An 18,972-nucleotide genomic window follows, 5' to 3' on the forward strand; every position below is an offset into this window, starting at 1 on the left:
AGCACCATGAGAAAGACAATAATTTCAATAGGTTTCATTATATTCTTTGGCACTGCTACGGCAGTTGCCGGAGAAGACACAGCCGAACAGATTCGTCACCTTTTAGAAAAAGAAACGATACAACGGGCAGATGCCGCACTTCATGAGGAACCGGTCACTGTGACCGCTACCCGTGCGACAAGAAGTGCCGGAGGTATTCATGACTTCTATTCGGAGGGTGATTACTGGTGGCCGAATCCGGAAGCTCCCGACGGTCCTTATATCCGCCGGGACGGAGAAACCAATCCGGAGAATTTCACAGCACATCGGCAGGCCATGATTCGCATGAGCCAACTGGTAGGCGACCTTACTTCCGCCTGGATACTTACGGGTAAACAAGTATATTCCGATGCAGCCATGCAACATATCCGGGCATGGTTTGTCAACCCGGACACACAGATGAATCCCAATCTGCTGTATGCACAGGCCATCAAGGGAGTAGTAACAGGACGAGGGATAGGAATCATCGATACGATTCACCTGATCGAAGTGGTGCAGTCGCTCCGGCTTATGGAAGCGAAAAGGATGATTGACAAGGAAGAACTGGGGACTATCAAACAATGGTTCTCCGATTATCTGACTTGGATGTCCACGCACCGTTACGGAATCAAAGAAATGGAAGCGAAAAACAATCATGGCACCTGCTGGGTCATGCAAGCCGCTGCCTTTGCCTTGTTCACGGACAACCGGGAAATGATTCGTTTTTGCACGGAACGTTATAAAACAGTACTTTTACCCAATCAAATGGCTGCAGACGGCAGTTTCCCTTTAGAACTGGAACGCACCAAGCCCTACGGTTATTCTCTTTTCAACCTTGACGCAATGGCCACTATCTGCCAACTGCTCACTACTGGAGAAGAAGATATATGGAATTACACTACACCGGACGGCAAAAACATCGATAAGGGTATCGCCTGGCTTTATCCATACGTAAAAGACAAAAGTAGCTGGAAGAGACAACCCGACATTATGTTTTGGGAAGAATGGCCAGTGGCGCAACCGTTCCTGTTATTCGGCACATTACATCATTTCAATAAAGAATTTTTCAACACATGGATGCAACTGGAACATTTCCCCACCAACGAAGAGGTGGTACGTAATCTTCCCATCCGTCACCCGTTATTATGGATTCAATAAACTATAAAATCAATAGAATATGAAAAACTTATTAGTATGCACATTATTGTTCGCCTCTGCTTTCACACTGAACGCACAGGTAGCCAACACCCGCATCTATGCTGCGGAAAAATTAGCCAAAGTAAAAGAAAAAGCCGATTCACCTCTATATGCCCCTGCCGTCAAAACTCTTTTAAGAGATGCCGACAAGGCTTTGAAGATGACTCCGCCGTCCGTAATGGACAAAACAATGACAGCAGATAGCGGAGACAAACACGATTATATGAGCATGGGCCCTTACTGGTGGCCGGATCCATCCAAGCCTGACGGTTTGCCCTATATCCGTAAAGACGGACAAAGAAATCCGGAATTGGATAAGCTCGACCGCAACAAACTGGGAGATATGTCGAAAGCAGTCACCACACTGGGACTTGCCTATTACTTCTCCGGTGATGAGAAATATGCGCAAAAAGCCGTAGACTTCCTGAATGTCTGGTTCCTGGATGCCAAGACAAAGATGAATCCGAACCTCACTTACGGACAAACCATCCCCGGAAAGAATAAAGGCATGGGACGTGGTGCAGGTATGATCGATATTTACTCGTTCACGGAAATGATTGATGCCATGACATTAATGGAGAACTCGAAAGCATTTACTCCCAAAGTAAAGAAAGGGATGAAAGAATGGTTCACGCAACTAGTGGAATGGATGCAGACCAGTCCCGTAGCTGCCGAAGAACAGAGAGCAAAGAACAATCACGGTCTGGCTTATGACGTGCAACTGACAGCTTATGCTCTATATACAGGCAATCAAGACCTTGCCATGAAAACCATTCAGGAGTTTCCCGAAAAGCGTTTGTTCACACAGATAGAACCGGATGGCAAACAACCATTGGAACTTGCACGCACTACTGCCCTGGGATATACGATCTTCAATCTGGGACACATGCTCGATATGTGTTCAATCGCCTCCACGCTGGGACAGGATATTTACAACGCTACCAGCCAGGACGGACGTTCCATCACGGCAGCACTGAAATTTCTGATTCCATATATCGGCAAACCACAGAGCGAATGGCCTTACCAACAAATCAAGGAATGGGACAAGAAACAGGAAGAAGCCTGCTGGATTCTTCGCCGTGCATCGTTCTTTGATCCGAAAGCCGGATATGAAGCCATCGGCGCTCAATTCCGCGAGACACCCGCTAACAAAAGAATTCATTTAATCTATAGTTTAGAATAAGAAACACTTAAAATACTAATCAGATGAGGAACAAATTTATTCATTACTCTTTGGTAATGGCATGGATGCTGTTATTCTGTGTTCCGTGCGTTACCGTCACTTATGCACAGTCGTTTACCGTCACCGGAACAGTGACCGACAGTCAGGGTGGAATCCCCGGAGCGAATGTGAAAGTAAAAGGTGGTACCGCAGGTACAATCACCAACATGGACGGTCAGTTTACGTTGAGTGTCCCCTCTTCCAAGTCTATCCTGGTGGTTTCATACATCGGATACACCCCACAGGAAGTTGCCATCAACGGTAAAAACAAATTGGATATTCACCTGCTGGAAGATACAAAGACACTAGATGAAGTGGTAGTCGTAGGTTATGGTGTGCAGAAAAAGTCTCACCTGACGGGATCTGTGTCCAAGATGGATATCAACAACCTGACAGATATTCCCGTGACCCAGGTAGACCAGTTATTACAAGGTAAAATTGCCGGTGTCAATATACAGAACTCTACTTCCGAAGCGGGAGCCGCCCCGCAAATCCGTGTGCGTGGTATGGGTTCTATCAGTGCCGACAGTTCTCCGCTGATCGTCATCGACGGTTATCCCACACCGGACGGTCTTTCCACACTCGATATGGCGGATATTTCTTCCATCGAAGTATTGAAAGATGCCGCTTCGGCAGCCATCTACGGTTCACGTGCAGCCAATGGCGTTATCCTGGTTACTACCAAGACAGGAAAAGCCAGTAAACCGAAATACAGCGTGAAAGCTTCCACCGGTTTGAAATGGGCTTATAAGTTACATCCCATCATGAGTTCACAAGATTATTGCAGCATGATCGGATACGAATCGGTATTGAAAAATAAAACAATGTCACAGACAGAGGAGGCTTTCGGTCTCATTGATAACTACACCGACTGGCAGAAAGAAGGATTGAACAGCAGTCCGCAGATTCACCAGGTGCAGCTCTCCGTATCAGGTGGCAAGAATGACATCACTTATTATATTTCGGGCAACTATGCACAGGAAGACGGTATCATGCTCAACAGCAACTATACCCGCCTGAACCTGCGTTCACGCATCAATGCAAAACTATCCAAACGGGTAGACTTCAGTTTGAATCTGGCACCGTCGTACACCAAGACAGAAACTCCTGCCACCAACTTCATGGATTTCTATCGTACGCCCTCTTTCATGCCTGTACGCCATACTGCTGCCACTTCTGCGCTGACCGGCAAACCTATCGGTTCGTATGCACGAGGCAGTGACTTCAGCAATGTTACCTATACCCGTGAGGACGGAACAACTTTCACCCCGTCCAGCAGTCCTTTCGGTTCGAGCAATAACAATCCGCGTTCACTGATGGATACGGAAGAACGTTTCCGCGAGGACTACAACCTGCAGGCGAATGCCTCTTTCAATGTCCAACTGATGAAAGGACTGGTATTCACCACTTCCAACGGTTTCTTTATCAAGTATCGCCAGAACAATCAATATCGTGATTATGCTGCCAAGAAAGATGAAGAATCAGCTATGGGTACTTATACCAACCGTCTGTATATCGACTTATTGAGCGAGAACACGTTAAACTATACCGGAAAGACAGGGAAGCATGACTACTCCGTACTGGCCGGCTATACAGCGCAGACTACTTCTGAAAGAACTGCCGGTATCGTCGGACTGGGCTTCCCCACCGACTATATCCATACGCTGAACGCTGCAACTTCTTTCGACCTCGACGGAACTTATACCCAGAAATACCGTACGGCAATGATGTCCCTATTGGCACGTGCCACATACAGTTATGATGAGAAATACCTGCTTTCTGCCAGCATCCGTACAGATGGAAGTTCTCTGTTTGCCGACGGTCATCAATGGGGTTACTTCCCCTCGGTATCTGTGGGATGGCGTGCTTCGGAAGAATCTTTCCTGAAACAATTCGGTTGGCTGAACCTGCTGAAAGTCCGTGCCAGTTTCGGTGTGACAGGTAATAACAGCATTCCTGCCAATTCATACTATGACCTGCTCTATCCCAACAATTACGCATTGGGAGAGGGAAATGGCAATCTGATCTCCGGACTCGCCAAGACCAGCGAAACCAAAGGTAACAACCGCATCACTTGGGAACAGACTTACGAATACAATGCCGGATTCGACTTGAGCATCCTGAACAACCGTATCAACCTGACAGTGGACGGATACTACTCCATCACCAAACAGTTATTATTCAAACAGCCGGTTCTTTCTTTCACCGGATTCAATAATTACTGGAATAATATCGGACGTATCCGCAACAGTGGTATTGAGGTGGAACTGAATACCCATAATATCCGCACCAAGAATTTTGAATGGGAAAGCTCATTCAATATCTCTTCCAACTTCAACAAGTTACTGGAACTTTCGGGAGAAGAACGACTGATCTCTACGGGTGAACGTAACGAAACATATCTGGCACAGGTAGGCAAGAGAGCCATTTCTTTCTTCGGCTACAAGACAGACGGTATTTACAAAAGTCAGGAAGAAGTGGACGCTGTTCCCCACTTGGCCAGTGCCGTACCAGGCAGTCTCCGGATTGTAGATATCAACGACGACGGAGTGATTAATGACAAAGACCGTACAGAAATCGGCAACCCATTCCCGACAGCAACATGGGGATTCACCAATACACTGACCTGGAAAGGCTTCGACCTCTACGTTATGATTCAGGGAGTTCACAAACTGGATGTATTCAACGGTGACGGTTACTTTACCGAAACCAAGAAGTTCAACCGCAACTACGTGAAAAACCGCTGGATCAGTGCAGACTATCCGGGCGACGGAAAAACTCCCTCTTTCGCAGCAAATGGCGGTGTCGCCTGGGAATTTACGGATTACCTGATTGAAGACGGCTCGTATGTAGCATTGCGCAATGTGACTTTAGGCTATAAGTTCAATAAGAAGCAGTTGAAGAAGATCGGTATCAGTTCACTCCGTCTTTATGCTTCAGGACAGAACCTGTTCTATATCTGGTCCAAGGACTACCGTGGTATTAATCCGGAAGCACGTAAAACGAGTGGTTCTTACAGTTCTCCTCTTATCAACGGTTACCAGTCAGGTGGGTTCCCCCTGCAATCGACAGTCACTTTCGGATTCGAACTTAATTTCTAACTCCTTAAAGACAAATAACAATGAAACTAAAACATACATTCATCGGTATTCTCTCAACCTGTGCGTTGGGACTCGCCTCCTGCGACCTGAACATCACGCCGGACTCTTACATAGCCGATATCAACTTCTACCAAAATGAAGCGGAAGTGAACACAGCCGTCATCGGTTGTTACGGAGGCATACACGCTCCACTGAATATAGAATGGGCGTTGACGGAACTTCGCTCGGACAACACTCGCATGAACGGCACCCGTTCCAGCAACGACGCATTCATGCAACTGTTGGCACTGGACCTTGGAACAATGGACGCCAGCAACCCGAATATCCGCACCTACTGGGAAGCTACCTATCAGAATATCAATAACTGCAACTCAATACTGAAACCCGAAGCGCTGGCCGTAGTGGAGAACGAAAAGAAACGTGCACAATTTGAGGGTGAAGCTCTCTTTATCCGTGCCTATCATTATTTCAATCTGGTACGTCTCTTCGGCCCAACCTTTCTGGTGACAGAAGAGATCAGTATCGCAGAATCACTAAAGAAAGACCGCAGTTCGGTGCAGGCCACTTATGCGCAAATCATCGACGACCTAAAACGTTCCGTTACGGATTTACAGGACATCACATACAGCTCTAATGATCTGGGACGTGCCACAGTACTGGCAGCCAAATCTCTACTGGCTAAAGTGTATCTTACCCTCGGACGGTATGAAGATGCCAAACCGTTATTAAGCGATGTAGTGACTGCCAAAGGCGAGACACTGAATGTCAAATATGCCGACGTGTTTGATACAACCAAAGAGATGAACGATGATATTATCTTCACTGTACGCTATAAAAGCGGTAGTCTGGGAATCGGTTCTCCGTTTGCCAATACATTTGCACCGCAAAACAGTGGCGCGAACGTAATCACGGGTAGCGGTGACGGTAAGAATTATCCTACGAAAGAAATATCCGCCGCATACAGCAAAGAGGATTTGAGAAAGGACGTCAGCATGGCAGACAGTTATTATGATAAGAGTAAAGACGTGGAAGCACAAGTGGCTTATGTAAAGAAATTCCTTTCGGAAGTATCCATACGATACGATGCTGAAAATGACTGGCCTGTCATTCGTTATGCAGATGTACTACTGATGTATGCGGAAGTATTGAACGAAGTAGACGGTCCCTCTGCCGGGTTGAAATACCTGAATCTGGTACGTGAACGTGCCGGACTAAGCAAAATCGAGAGTGATGCAGTGACTACCCGTAACGTATTCCGCACCTATCTTGAGAAAGAACGTCGTCTGGAACTGGCTTTCGAAAATCAACGCTGGTTCGACCTCTTGCGTTGGGGTAAGGCCATAGAAGTAATCAACAAGCATATTCAGGAAACCGAATGGGATTTCTATGCAGGCTACACCCAACAGATCAACAAGTTAAAGGATTATCAGTTGATACTTCCGATTCCACAAAGCGTAATCGACAATAATCCGGGCGTCATCACACAGAACCCTAACTATTAATACTAAACGACACTGAATCATGAAAAATAAATTCTATAGCCTATTCATCTTCTTCGTTCTCACTGCACTGGCAGGCTGCAACGAAAAAGAATCGACTGATGTCATCGAGCAGGGTGATCCTCAAATTATAGAGTTCACCCCGACAAGCGGTAAGTTCGGACAGGAAATCACTATCAAAGGAGAATTCCTGCGCGATATACAAAAGGCAACGATTGGTGGCGTAGAAGCTACGATACGCTATAAGCTCTCTCAACAGGAGATTGTTATTGTAGTTCCCGCCAATGCCGGAAACGGGAAAATCGTTCTTAGTACGAAAGAAAAAAAGACGGAAAGTGAGCAGTCATTTACGATTGTATATCCGGTTCCCCAAGTGAAGAATGTTCCTGCCGGAGCGCACGTGGGAGATCAGATTGAAATACAGGGTGAGAATCTGGACATCGTGTCCAAAGTTTGTTTCGGTGATAAAGAGGCTTCTATCTCCTATCAGTCCGAAAGAGAAATTGTAGCAACCATTCCTTTCGTCATCACGGATGCCGCTCCTATCTCCCTCTATTATCTTGACTCTACAGGAGAGCAGTTCACTCAACCGGAGGGTCCTGCTTTTGAGATCATCAAAGATATTCCGACCATTGACGCAATGGCAGAACGGGTGACCGAGGGAAGTCTGATTACCCTCAACGGAACTTTCCTGAATTTGATTGAAAGCATCCATTTCGGGGATGAAGTGAAAGTGACTAACTTCGTTGAGAAGACTGCCAACAGCATTGTATTCCGTGTTCCGGAATTGCCGGAGAGTGCTACTGTGGATGTTCTGGCCAAATATTATGAGGGAACAGGCAGTCTGACACTACGGAATGACTGTTATGTATTTATTCCGAGAGTATTCAGCTATCCGAATCTGAAGATGGGCGCACACCGCAATGAAGATTTCGGTAATATGATTAACGGAACTACCGGACAGGTTTCCACCACTTGTATCCTGAAAGATGTGGATTCCCGTGCCCTGATTGATTTTGCAGCGGTACACAACAGTAATAATGACTTTGCATTGAACGGTCCGCAGAACGTAAAGGCTAATTTGAGAAACTACTGGTGTAACGGTACTCCATTGCCTCCATTGAAAAGTTCTTCTACCGAAGCCGAAGTCAACGAAAACTTTGGTGAGTTTACTTCTACTGTCACCAAACTTCTTGTACTTCAGGAAAGCAAAGGATATGGCGAACTGATTAGAAACATTAAAGAAGGAAACATCGAAGAAATATCTCCTACCGATGAGATTACCAAAGCATTATTCAATATTGATATGGATGCGGAAGGTTCCAACTCGGTACGCAGCCGTCAGAAAACGGAAGCAGAGGATAAAGAAGCATCGAATATATACAAGGCAGGCAGTGTCGTTGTGTTCAAGAATCTGAAGAAGAATAAATTCGGTATCATGATTATCCGTTCTGTCAATGTAGATTTTGACGCTGTTAAGGCGACGAATGATGCCAATGCAACGATTACTTTCGACCTGTATTATCAACGTTACTAAAAAAGACGAAAGACAATGAAAAGACAATATAAATTTACCGCATTATCGGCAGTCCTATTCTGTCTGATAGGTTTGTTGTACGGATGTACCCGTGACAATGAAATTATAATTCCGGAAACGTCTGTCAATCCACTGGCTACGGATTATTCCGTAGCAATCGGTGACGAGGTTACCTTTACCGGGCAGAATATGCATCTGATCTCTAAAGTGGCTTTTGACAATCAGGTGGTCAACATCACCACCGAGCCATCCAACCGTTCACAAACCACGCTGATAGTGGCGGTGCCCGATAATTTTGAAGTGACACAGCATATCTCTGTCGTTGCCACTTACAATTCGGTACACAAACTGACTTTGAGTGATGCATTCGAAGTGGTAGTGCCGGGTGTCACCACTGATGTAAGTTCTGCTACTATCGGAGATAGGATCACACTTACAGGAAAGAATATGCACCTGATTACTAAGGTAAACTTCGGAGATCAAGTGGTATCTTTCGATCCCAATCCGGACCGTTCGCATACTTCACTTATGGTAACCGTACCCTCAACTTTCGATGTAACTAAAAAAGTCCAGTTGAGCGTTACGTATACCACCAATACCGTGAATGTATCTAATGATTTTGAAGTAATCGTGCCACCGATTATTCCTACTGTCACCACTGTTCTGGAAGGAGAAGTGGGCACAGGAGCCATTATTACGCTGGCCGGAACCAACCTGAATATTATCAAGAAACTAATGGTAAACGGTCAATCTTACGAGTTTACAGCTACTGCTACCAGCCTTTCTTTCAATGCTCCCGAAGACATTACCGAAAATTTAGTAATCGACAACGTAGTATTAGTGTATGACAACGTGTTGGGAGATAATCAGGAACTAGCCGTATCGGGAAGCGTAACTGTGAAACCGACACCTACCCTGCCATACGTCCTTTGGGAGGATATCGAACTGGGAAGTCATGGAACGGAGAATGCTTTCTTTGATGTTACGAATGGACGGACGATGACTCCATGCGATGTAGTCGAACATAAAGAATGGGTTACTTTCGCAATGGATAATACTAGCGGTGCACCCACAGCGCGTCTGTTGAACCCGGCCAATATCGGAACCAATCTTCTGAACAGTCAGTTTTGCAATGGTACAGCTTTGAATCTGAATGATTATGCCATCTGGAAAGAATCCACACAGACAACTCCGTTCAAGAAAGTCACAGATGACGCACTGATTACCAAAGTGACAAACGGTGAAATCACCAATATCCGGGATGACATCGGAGATGTGAAAGCGTCTGATATCAAAACAAATACTCCGACTGTTGCAGCAGGAGAAGTGTATTACTTCTATCATAAGGAGAAATTCGGATTGATTTGGGTGAAACAGCTGAATATTCAAACAGACAGAAAACTGAACACCATCATTATGAATGTATATTACGAGAAATAGACAATACAATAAAACGAGTACCCAAAAAGTTATATTATCCCATGAATCTACGAGCGAACTACTCCAAGAGAATCCGTTTGTCACTGGCTTTCAGCATTGTTGCAATGACTGTTTGCGCCCAGAGCATCTGGAATGCGGAACATCTGGAACAAGTGAAAAAGTCTCTCAATCAACCCGCATACAGCGCCACTTATCAGAACTTACTAAAGCAGGCAGACAAGGCTTTGAACGCCCACTATCTTTCTGTTATGATGAAAGATAAAACGCCACCAAGCGGAGACAAACACGACTACTTGAGCCAGGCACGCTATTTCTGGCCGGACCCGACCAAGCCGGACGGTAAACCTTATATCAGCCGCGATGGTGTATCCAATCCGGAACTGAATAAACTGGACCGTAACCGCTTGGGAGAGATGGCAAATAATGTCACGACACTCGCACTTGCGTGGTATTTCAGTGGCAAAGAACAGTATGCACTGAAAGCAACCAAACAGATTCGTGTCTGGTTTCTGGATAAGAAAACCTGCATGAACCCACATCTGAAATATGCGCAGGTTGCGCCCGGACATAATAATGATCTTGGCCGTTGCTATGGTGTGATAGATACTTATTCGTTAGTGGAAATGCTGGATGCCGTTCAGCTTCTTGAAAAATCCCGTTCGTTCACCTCGAAAGATTCAGAGCAGCTAAAAAAATGGTTCGGGCAATTACTGGACTGGATTCTGACTAGTGAACAAGGAAAAGAAGAAGCCAGCCGCCCCAACAATCATAGTACTGCTTATGATGCACAAGCCATTGCATTTGCACTCTATACAGGCAATCATAAAGTAGCCGAACGGATACTTCGGGAAGTTCCCAAGAAGCGGGTATTCAAACAGATTGAACCGGACGGCAAACAGCCCGAAGAATTACGCCGGACATTGGCTTTCGGATATTCAGAATTTAATCTGCAACATCTGATAGATATTGCGACTATGGGAGAAAAAGCCCATGTACCTGTTCTTTCTGTCAGTTCTGCTGACGGACGAAGCATTTACAAAGCTGCCGATTTTCTGAAGCCATATCTCGGCAAAGGAGTCAAAGAATGGCCTTACAAGCAAATCAGCGAATGGAACGGTAAACAACAGGAATTATGTAAAGACCTGTATCGACTGTATCTGCTAGATTCCACTCGTACCGATTATTTAAAGGCATATCAGCAGTTCCGGAAAAGCAATCCGAAAGATCTTTTTAATCTTCTTTTCCTGAAAGAGGAAAGTAAATAAACTCTCAAAGACTTGACTTTCGCTTCCGAATGTCGTATCTTTACAGAGTTAATGATAAAGTAGTTTCAATTAAACTGCACGTAAAGGAGGGAATTGTGATTCCCTCCTTTCTTTTTATATATCAAAGAAAAAATCATATTCATAGAGAGGAAAGTTCCCCCACCCCGGCTTTCCTTTCAGTTTTGCCCGGTGTTCATTCTCCTTTAACCCGGTGCATAGCGATCTTCACCTTGCTTCTTACCGGAATTAGAGTGTGCGTTGCCATCTTTTAGAGGCTCTGTTCTCTCCTAACAGACCGTCTGTTCAGGTAAAACAGAGCCTCTATTGAAATAAAACGTAATGTCTGTTTTCCCACTGTCTCTGCCAAGTTAATAATCAATAAAGTTGCTCTTGACAAAAAATAGCTTTATCTTTGGGGTTTGTTAAAGCAGACACAATAGGTATATATTATGAGTGAAAAGATTATCAAATGGGGCTTCATTGGTTGTGGAGAAGTAACCAAGACCAAAAGCGGTCCCGCTTTCCAGAAAGTAGAACATTCGGAAGTCGTAGCCGTGATGAGTCGTGACGGTGCGAAAGCGAAAGCGTATGCCAAAGAGAGAGGAATCAAAAAATGGTATGACGATGCACAAGAACTGATCGATGATCCGGAAGTAAATGCCATCTACATTGCCACTCCTCCTTCCTCACATGCTACGTATGCCATTATGTCCATGAAAGCAGGCAAACCTGCCTATATTGAGAAACCAATGGCTGTGACGTACGAAGAATGTACGCGCATCAACCGCATATCCAATGAAACGGGAGTTCCCTGTTTCGTTGCTTACTATCGCCGTTATCTCCCCTATTTCCAGAAAGTAAAGGAACTGGTAGAGAACGGTACTATCGGTAATATTATCAATGTGCAAATTCGTTTTGCCCAGCCGCCACGCGATCTGGATTACAATCGTGACAACCTTCCCTGGCGTGTGCAGGCTGACATTGCCGGAGGTGGCTACTTCTACGACCTTGCTCCGCATCAAATTGATTTGTTGCAGGATATGTTCGGTTGTATCCTCGAAGCAAGCGGTTATAAGAGCAATCGAGGTGGACTTTATCCTGCTGAAGATACATTAAGCGCCTGTTTCCAATTTGATAGCGGATTGGTTGGTAGCGGTTCCTGGTGTTTCGTAGCCCATGACTCTGCCCGCGAAGACCGTATTGAAATTATCGGTGACAAGGGAATGATTTGTTTCTCTGTCTTTACTTATGAGCCTATCGGCTTACATACCGAAAAAGGACGGGAAGAAATCTGTATCGGTAACCCGGAACATGTGCAACAACCTCTTATTCAGGCAGTGGTCGATCACTTGTTAGGTAAGTCCGTTTGCTCCTGCGACGGAGAAAGTGCAACGCTCACTAACTGGGTAATGGACAAGATATTAGGTAAACTATAACCCGAAAAAAAGCAAAAAAAGTATCATTTTCTTGCGAAGTTTACTGATACTGTTAAAAATTAATAGGAATATTCCATTGTATATTGTTAGTTTTTTCTATCTTTGTAAAAAGAAGCAAAGGGAAAATGAAACTAACAATATATTTTTTGTGCCATGACTAGAGAAGACTTAATGCGGAAAGCAATCGAGCTCTCCAAAGAAAATGTTGAAAATGGTGGAGGTCCTTTCGGTGCTGTGATTGCCACGAAAGAGGGGGAAATAGTTGCAACAGGAGTAAATCGTGTTACGGCATCTTGTGACCCCACTGCTCATGCCGAAGTGAGTGCGATACGTGCCGCAGCTGCCAAACTCGGTACTTTTAATCTTAGCGGATACGAAATCTATACTTCCTGCGAACCTTGTCCCATGTGTCTCGGTGCGATTTACTGGGCGCGATTGGATAAAATGTACTATGGAAACAATAAGACCGATGCCAAGAATATTGGCTTCGACGACTCTTTTATCTATGACGAACTGGAACTGAAGCCTGAAGACAGAAAGCTTCCTTCCGAAATCTTATTGCATAATGAAGCCCTTACTGCCTTCAAAGCCTGGGCGGCCAAAGAAGACAGAGTAGAATATTAAAAAACCTCTCACTATTATTAACCTATTAATTACCCCTCAAATGAAAAGAAAAAGCCTTTTATTTGTTATGGCATCAGTATGCCTGTTCAGTTGTCAACAGCAAGAAGAACTGCAAGATCCCAGTAAAGAAGTGATCGACTTTTCTACTTCTATTGACCAAAGTATCAACAATGCTCTTACTCGTAACAGCAGTAGTTTGACACTTCCGTTAAAGAACAATTTCGCTGCCGGAGATGTCATCTCAATGTCCGTTGCCGAGCAGGATTATCATCCATTTGCCATAGGTATGGATAGCCAGACCTGGAACGAGGCAGGCACCGATTCGGAAACGGTTACTTTCTATGCTCATTATCCTGAATTGACCGACGAAGCAGCTACTACCAGATCATTGAGCAGCCGCTATCGTGAAATCAAGGGTGGCTTAGAATATTTGTTCGGTACAGCCCAAGCCAACAAAGGTTCTAAGAATGTTGCTCTTGCATTCAAGAGAATGACAACGCCCGTCGTTCTGCTCGACGAGAACAACCAGCCGTACGAAGGTAGAGCAATCGTTAAACTGTTCTTGAAGAACAAAGGTGTACAGGACTTGTTCAGCGGCAAAATCGAAGCTGACCCCAATGCAAAACCGGAATACATTGATATTCGGAAAGTATCTGAAGGTATCTTGACTAACTTGATTCCACAGATCATCAAAGCCGGCGAGAAAATAGGAACGGTTATCCTGGAGGACGGTAAAGAAGAACCTATCATCGCAGAGGAGGACATTACCATAGAAGCCGGAACTCCTGTTGCGGTAAAAATGTACGCAAGACGCGGAATCATTGACGAACGAACTCCACTATTCAGATAAGACTAAAGAATAAAAAGTGATACTAATAAAAATCCCCGGAACCGCTGTAGACACTCAGCATTCCAGGGATTTTTTACACACAAAAGTTATTATTGAAATTGAAAACTGTCTCTTTATTAGATTAGAAGCGCATACCTACGGTAAACAACACTTGACTGCGTGTATTCGTAACTTTCGTTGCTTCTGGTGAACCAATGATTGTACTACCATCTTCATCTGTAAATCCATTCACAAACGGATAGAAGTTTTCTTTATATGTAGAGTATTTATAAGCTAAATCAGCATAAAACATTGATCCGCGATAACCAATACCCAATGTATAATTACTCATTGATTTAGAATTGGCAAAGTCTGTATCTGTCTGAATAGAGTTAATAGCCAAATCTTTGAAAGCATCTTGATGGAAAGCCGCAGTACTATAATTATATCCTGCCCTAAAAGCAAACTGTGGAATCACTTTATACTCCAAACCAAGACGAACAGTACTAACCCCTTTCAACATAGATGTCGTACTATTTTCAAATTCATAAGCAGAAGAATTACCTTCGGTATCTTTAAATTTCATGGAAGAATAATCTTGATACTCATACTCTGCTCCCAAAGCCAAACTCTTACCCACCGTATATCCTAAACTTACATTATAAGTCCAAGGAGTTTGAAAATCGAAAGGAAGAATCATATCCCCTTTTCCCGGAAGATTATCCCATGATCTCACGTCATATCCTTTTATTTCTCCAGTTACAACATCCATCACATCCGATATAACTTGTGCACTCGTTTTATAATCCAAACTATAGAATATTGGCGTATGTATAGCTAATCCAACTCGAAAAGGCGAATATTCAAAAGGACGAATAATAGCCCCCAACTTCACGTCAAAGCCAGACCCCTTTATTCTATTCCAACTCTGCAAACTATATCCTTCATCGTTTCCATAATCCTCATCATAAAAAGTATACTTATTATAATCTACAGAATAAGCACCCAGCGTCAACCCTAAATATACCCGATCATTAAAATTAAACGATACATTAAAATCATATTGGTCAATTCCTCCGCGTTCTTCCGAACGAAAATTTGCATATCCATTATCTAACATTCCTTCAAAATGTCCAGGAGAGATATAAAGAGGATTACCATTTATATCCTTATACTGTACCTCCTTCCCTTGTTCATCCTTATAGGTATAAGGAATATTGTTTACCCCTCCTGTTTTGTCATGTATTGTAATATCTCTAATCAGCCCAGCATCAGCTCCAAGAATAGAAAGCCACCCAATACCATTATCCGTATAAGGCGAATCTCCCCATTTTTCAATGCCAGCTGCTTGAGATGCCATTAGATAGGTTTGGGAGTAAAGCCCCAAATTACCTTCCATGCGCATGTTGTTATTAAATGATTTCGCTTTATGATAGTTAAAACCGAAATTCACAAAACGCAGCGGAGTTTCATTACCAATCTTCGAAGAAAACACAAACCCGATGTTATTAAAATCTCCTTTAGTTAAATCGGAATTAAACTTTTTCCCCAAATACTGACTTTCATTCCCATAAAGAGAAAACCCAAATGAAGTCATTACATCACTACTACGATAAAGACCAATACCTGCCGGATTAGTCCCCATTGTAGATATGTCTCCTCCAAGAGCCCCATAGCTCCACCCATACCCACAAATCGAGCAGTTCCATTTAAATCTTTTCCTGTTAATTTGGCACCATCATATATCGTTTGTGCCATTCCCCAAGGCGCTATCATCAACATCCCTAGAGCAATTAAAACACTTATCTTTTTCATTCTTGTAAAACCGTTTAATTAATACTTATCTTCTGGCACTGCCACTACGAGAGGAGCCTCCACCTGATGATGACCTAGAAGAACCACCACTCGAATAACTGCCCCGAGAACTACTACCACCTGACGAAGCTGGAGAATAACTACGTGAAGAAGAACGAGAAGTACCATAGGAAGAAGAACGGGTATTACTATTATTCGCTGGAGAATAACTACGCGGTGCTTCTGAACTACCACGACTATAAGTTGATCTTGCACTACTGCTCCTAGTAGTGGTTCCGGACGAACGCGAATAACCAGAAGAACCAGTCGAACGGGAAGATGAAGAACTTCCGCTACTTCTAGTACTACTTGGACGAGAATAAGTAGCACTGCTACGACTACTTGAGCCACTGCGTTCACCTGAAGTCCGTGTACCCACTACACGCCTGGAAGTAGTTCCCCTGCTATAAGTAGAACCAGAAGAACGAACAGAACTACCTTCTGAACGAACTGCAGAGCCTCCCCGAACAGAAGAACCACTGGAACGAACGGCACTCGAACCATAACGACGAACAGTGGAAGGATTCCTGTAACTGCTTTGTCCGGAAGAACGACGGTTTGTATAGGTAGGACCTGTCCAATGACCGCTTCCACCTCCGCCCCAGCCCCAGCTAGGACCACCGTGCCAGTGGTGATGATGTCCCCAATAGCCACCGCCATACCAGCCACCCCAGTGGCCGCCATACCAGCCGCCCCAATAACCCGGAGAATATCCCCAAGCGTAGTAAGGACGATTCCATCCCCAGCCATAGTTCCATCCCCAGCCGTAAGAGCCATAACGCCAATCCCACCAGAGTGGATTACTGAATGTCGGGAACGCATAAGCATACATACCGTCGGTATATACATTCCAGTCCCATGAATTCGGACCGTAAACTACATCCCAATACAACGGGCTGCTGATGCTGATAGCAAAACGAGGATTGCGGAAACGGATGATACGTTCAGCGTATTCATAGTCGTCTTCCGTACCATTGAATTCGCCTGTCACCCATTCTCCGTCCAAATCCGGATTAGATTTTTCTTTTATATATAAGGTATCATTATCCATTACGAATTCATTATCACGTGCATCGTAACGGCGGTTATATTCATCCACATCCCGTGTTCTTCCCTTACGGTCCTGAACCACTACTGTAGTACCCGGTGAAGTATAGATGTTGGTCACCTGTTTCTTCGTTTCCTTCTTAACCGGAGTTTCTTTCTTCTCCTGTTTGTCTTTTGAAGGAATGAAGTAAAGGTCGTCATCAACGCTTTGTGCCATCAAGCCTATCGGGAGGCACAAGGCAAATAGCAAGAAATAAACAATCTTTTTCATATCATCTCGGTTTATGTAATTACTTAAACTTATTCATGTTACAAAGATAAGGAAGAGATTTTTCGTCCGAGGGAGATTTTCCCCAAAGGATAATAGGGAAATCCCTATTTCTAACTATCTTTGTCCATTATTCACCAGAATTAAAAACAACTATGAAGTATTTTGAGTTCACATTCCGCACCCACCCTTGCACAGAAATCGTCACTGACGTACTGGCTGCCGTACTGGGTGAAGTCGGGTTTGAAAGTTTTGTTGAGTGTGAAGGCGGACTGACCGCATATATCCAACAGACAATCTGTGATGAAAACGCCATCAAGATTGCCATCACCGAGTTCCCCCTACCCGATACGGATATTACTTATACATACACCGAAGCGGAAGATAAGGACTGGAATGAAGAATGGGAAAAGAATTTCTTTCAACCCATCATTATCGGAAACCGATGTGTGATTCACAGCACTTTCCACCAAGATATTCCCAAAGCGGAATATGACATTGTCATCAATCCTCAAATGGCCTTCGGAACAGGACACCACGAGACTACCAGCCTCATCATTGAAGAATTGTTGGACAGCGAATTGAAAGATAAATCTCTGCTCGATATGGGCTGCGGAACTTCAATTCTTGCCATCCTCGCACGTATGCGGGGCGCACGCCCCTGTACAGCCATCGACATTGATGAATGGTGTGTACGAAACTCCATCGAAAATATCGAATTGAACCACGTAGACGATATTGCCGTTTCACAAGGAGATGCCTCGTCGCTTACAGGAAAAGGACCTTTCGACGTTATCATCGCCAACATCAACCGGAATATATTACTGAATGATATGAAGCAATATGTTGCCTCCATGCATACGGATTCCGAACTCTATATGAGTGGATTTTACGTAGACGATATTACCGCCATCCGCGAAGAAGCGGAAAAGAACGGATTGACTTTCGTTCATTATAAAGAGAAGAATCGCTGGGCAGAGGTGAAGTTTGTTTATAAAGGATAAGAGTCCTGATGGATGTAGAAAAAATAGTGACGGTATATGCTTGGGATAGTGACGCTATCCCAAGCATATACCGTCACTATTTGTATCGGATAGCGTCACTATCTTATAAGGAGAAACAAAGTTGTTACGCGAACTCTTTCTTTAGCTGTTGACACCATGCTTTTATTTTCTTTTCCGCCTGCTCGGACTGATTATCCAAATCGACAACTAAACCGCACCACTGCTCACCACGCAAAGCTTTGGAACGTTCGAAAGTATAACCTTCGGAAGAAGTAAAACCAACTAAAGTAGCCTCATCTTCTTCAAATACCTCCGCCAACAGACCGATTCCATCTGCAAAATTCTCCGGATAGCGTATCTGATCTCCCAGACCGAAAATAGCAACCTTCTTACCTTTTAATTTCATTGTCCGGAGTTCCGGCAACAGTTCGTCCCAATAAGTAGGAAGTTCTCCATCAAACCAAGTGGAAGCACCCACAATGAAGCAGTCATAAGCAGCAAAGTCATTTTGCCAAGCCTGTTCAATAGGCACTGTCTCTATCTTTTCCTTACCGAATTCTTTCTGTATTTTCTCTGCCACCCAACTCGTTCTTTCGGCTTTGGTAGCATAAAATAAACCTATCTTTTTCAT

General features: G+C 44.2%; 13 protein-coding genes and 1 pseudogene. 11 read left to right on the forward strand and 3 right to left on the reverse strand.

All coding sequences use genetic code 11. The features are described from left to right. The first annotated feature begins 6 nt into the window (after positions 1 to 6). The 10 genes from HMPREF9010_RS15610 (at position 7) to HMPREF9010_RS15565 (ending at position 14,189) form a co-directional block, all read left to right on the forward strand. Entirely contained in the window at positions 7 to 1,176 is a 1,170-nt protein-coding gene (locus HMPREF9010_RS15610) for an alginate lyase family protein (RefSeq protein WP_008648291.1), read from the forward strand. Positions 1,177 to 1,195: 19 nt separating this feature from the next. Continuing rightward, positions 1,196 to 2,398 carry an alginate lyase family protein gene (locus tag HMPREF9010_RS15605; protein WP_008648292.1) on the forward strand — a complete coding sequence of 401 codons (1,203 nt, stop codon included), beginning with the start codon at positions 1,196 to 1,198 and terminating at the stop codon, positions 2,396 to 2,398. A 23-nt stretch (positions 2,399 to 2,421) separates the two neighbouring features. Beyond that, a complete protein-coding gene (locus tag HMPREF9010_RS15600; protein WP_032852524.1) occupies positions 2,422 to 5,538 on the forward strand; it encodes a SusC/RagA family TonB-linked outer membrane protein in 3,117 nt (1,038 codons plus the stop codon). Between the two features lie 20 nt (positions 5,539 to 5,558). Continuing rightward, positions 5,559 to 7,040 (forward strand): RagB/SusD family nutrient uptake outer membrane protein, encoded by a 1,482-nt coding sequence (locus HMPREF9010_RS15595; protein ID WP_008648294.1) that lies wholly within the window; start codon positions 5,559 to 5,561, stop codon positions 7,038 to 7,040. Positions 7,041 to 7,059: 19 nt separating this feature from the next. Beyond that, on the forward strand, positions 7,060 to 8,574 hold the full coding sequence (locus tag HMPREF9010_RS15590; RefSeq protein ID WP_008648295.1) for an IPT/TIG domain-containing protein: 1,515 nt from the start codon (positions 7,060 to 7,062) through the stop codon (positions 8,572 to 8,574). 15 nt (positions 8,575 to 8,589) lie between these two features. Continuing rightward, complete coding sequence (locus HMPREF9010_RS15585; RefSeq protein ID WP_008648296.1) at positions 8,590 to 10,014, forward strand: hypothetical protein; 1,425 nt, start codon at positions 8,590 to 8,592, stop codon at positions 10,012 to 10,014. Positions 10,015 to 10,055: 41 nt separating this feature from the next. Further along, a complete protein-coding gene (locus HMPREF9010_RS15580) occupies positions 10,056 to 11,279 on the forward strand; it encodes an alginate lyase family protein (protein ID WP_008648297.1) in 1,224 nt (407 codons plus the stop codon). Between the two features lie 449 nt (positions 11,280 to 11,728). Next, a complete protein-coding gene (locus HMPREF9010_RS15575; protein ID WP_004297399.1) occupies positions 11,729 to 12,715 on the forward strand; it encodes a Gfo/Idh/MocA family protein in 987 nt (328 codons plus the stop codon). A 153-nt stretch (positions 12,716 to 12,868) separates the two neighbouring features. Next, on the forward strand, positions 12,869 to 13,339 hold the full coding sequence (locus tag HMPREF9010_RS15570; RefSeq protein ID WP_004297398.1) for a nucleoside deaminase: 471 nt from the start codon (positions 12,869 to 12,871) through the stop codon (positions 13,337 to 13,339). A gap of 40 nt (positions 13,340 to 13,379) precedes the next feature. Continuing rightward, a complete protein-coding gene (locus tag HMPREF9010_RS15565) occupies positions 13,380 to 14,189 on the forward strand; it encodes a fimbrillin family protein (RefSeq protein ID WP_004307597.1) in 810 nt (269 codons plus the stop codon). 121 nt (positions 14,190 to 14,310) lie between these two features. Here the strand turns inward: HMPREF9010_RS15565 and HMPREF9010_RS15560 are convergent. Continuing rightward, positions 14,311 to 15,983: pseudogene (locus HMPREF9010_RS15560) on the reverse strand (OmpP1/FadL family transporter). Between the two features lie 25 nt (positions 15,984 to 16,008). Then, positions 16,009 to 17,340 (reverse strand): hypothetical protein, encoded by a 1,332-nt coding sequence (locus HMPREF9010_RS15555; RefSeq protein WP_004307599.1) that lies wholly within the window; start codon positions 17,338 to 17,340, stop codon positions 16,009 to 16,011. A gap of 152 nt (positions 17,341 to 17,492) precedes the next feature. On the opposite strand from HMPREF9010_RS15555, the gene prmA reads away from it, so the two are divergent. Next, positions 17,493 to 18,341, forward strand: coding sequence for a 50S ribosomal protein L11 methyltransferase (gene prmA, locus HMPREF9010_RS15550; protein ID WP_004307600.1), 849 nt, complete (start codon positions 17,493 to 17,495; stop codon positions 18,339 to 18,341). A gap of 124 nt (positions 18,342 to 18,465) precedes the next feature. Here the strand turns inward: prmA and HMPREF9010_RS15545 are convergent, their stop codons facing one another. Next, entirely contained in the window at positions 18,466 to 18,972 is a 507-nt protein-coding gene (locus HMPREF9010_RS15545) for a flavodoxin (protein ID WP_004307602.1), read from the reverse strand.

This window comes from Bacteroides sp. 3_1_23 (assembly GCF_000162555.1).
Lineage (GTDB): Bacteria > Bacteroidota > Bacteroidia > Bacteroidales > Bacteroidaceae > Bacteroides > Bacteroides ovatus.

Coding starts and splice junctions, on each gene's coding strand:
- HMPREF9010_RS15610 (WP_008648291.1), top strand. CDS start 7: ATGAGAAAGACAATAATTTCAATAGGTTTCATTATATTCTTTGGCACT.
- HMPREF9010_RS15605 (WP_008648292.1), top strand. CDS start 1,196: ATGAAAAACTTATTAGTATGCACATTATTGTTCGCCTCTGCTTTCACA.
- HMPREF9010_RS15600 (WP_032852524.1), top strand. CDS start 2,422: ATGAGGAACAAATTTATTCATTACTCTTTGGTAATGGCATGGATGCTG.
- HMPREF9010_RS15595 (WP_008648294.1), top strand. CDS start 5,559: ATGAAACTAAAACATACATTCATCGGTATTCTCTCAACCTGTGCGTTG.
- HMPREF9010_RS15590 (WP_008648295.1), top strand. CDS start 7,060: ATGAAAAATAAATTCTATAGCCTATTCATCTTCTTCGTTCTCACTGCA.
- HMPREF9010_RS15585 (WP_008648296.1), top strand. CDS start 8,590: ATGAAAAGACAATATAAATTTACCGCATTATCGGCAGTCCTATTCTGT.
- HMPREF9010_RS15580 (WP_008648297.1), top strand. CDS start 10,056: ATGAATCTACGAGCGAACTACTCCAAGAGAATCCGTTTGTCACTGGCT.
- HMPREF9010_RS15575 (WP_004297399.1), top strand. CDS start 11,729: ATGAGTGAAAAGATTATCAAATGGGGCTTCATTGGTTGTGGAGAAGTA.
- HMPREF9010_RS15570 (WP_004297398.1), top strand. CDS start 12,869: ATGACTAGAGAAGACTTAATGCGGAAAGCAATCGAGCTCTCCAAAGAA.
- HMPREF9010_RS15565 (WP_004307597.1), top strand. CDS start 13,380: ATGAAAAGAAAAAGCCTTTTATTTGTTATGGCATCAGTATGCCTGTTC.
- HMPREF9010_RS15555 (WP_004307599.1), bottom strand. CDS start 17,340: ATGAAAAAGATTGTTTATTTCTTGCTATTTGCCTTGTGCCTCCCGATA.
- prmA (WP_004307600.1), top strand. CDS start 17,493: ATGAAGTATTTTGAGTTCACATTCCGCACCCACCCTTGCACAGAAATC.
- HMPREF9010_RS15545 (WP_004307602.1), bottom strand. CDS start 18,972: ATGAAAAAGATAGGTTTATTTTATGCTACCAAAGCCGAAAGAACGAGT.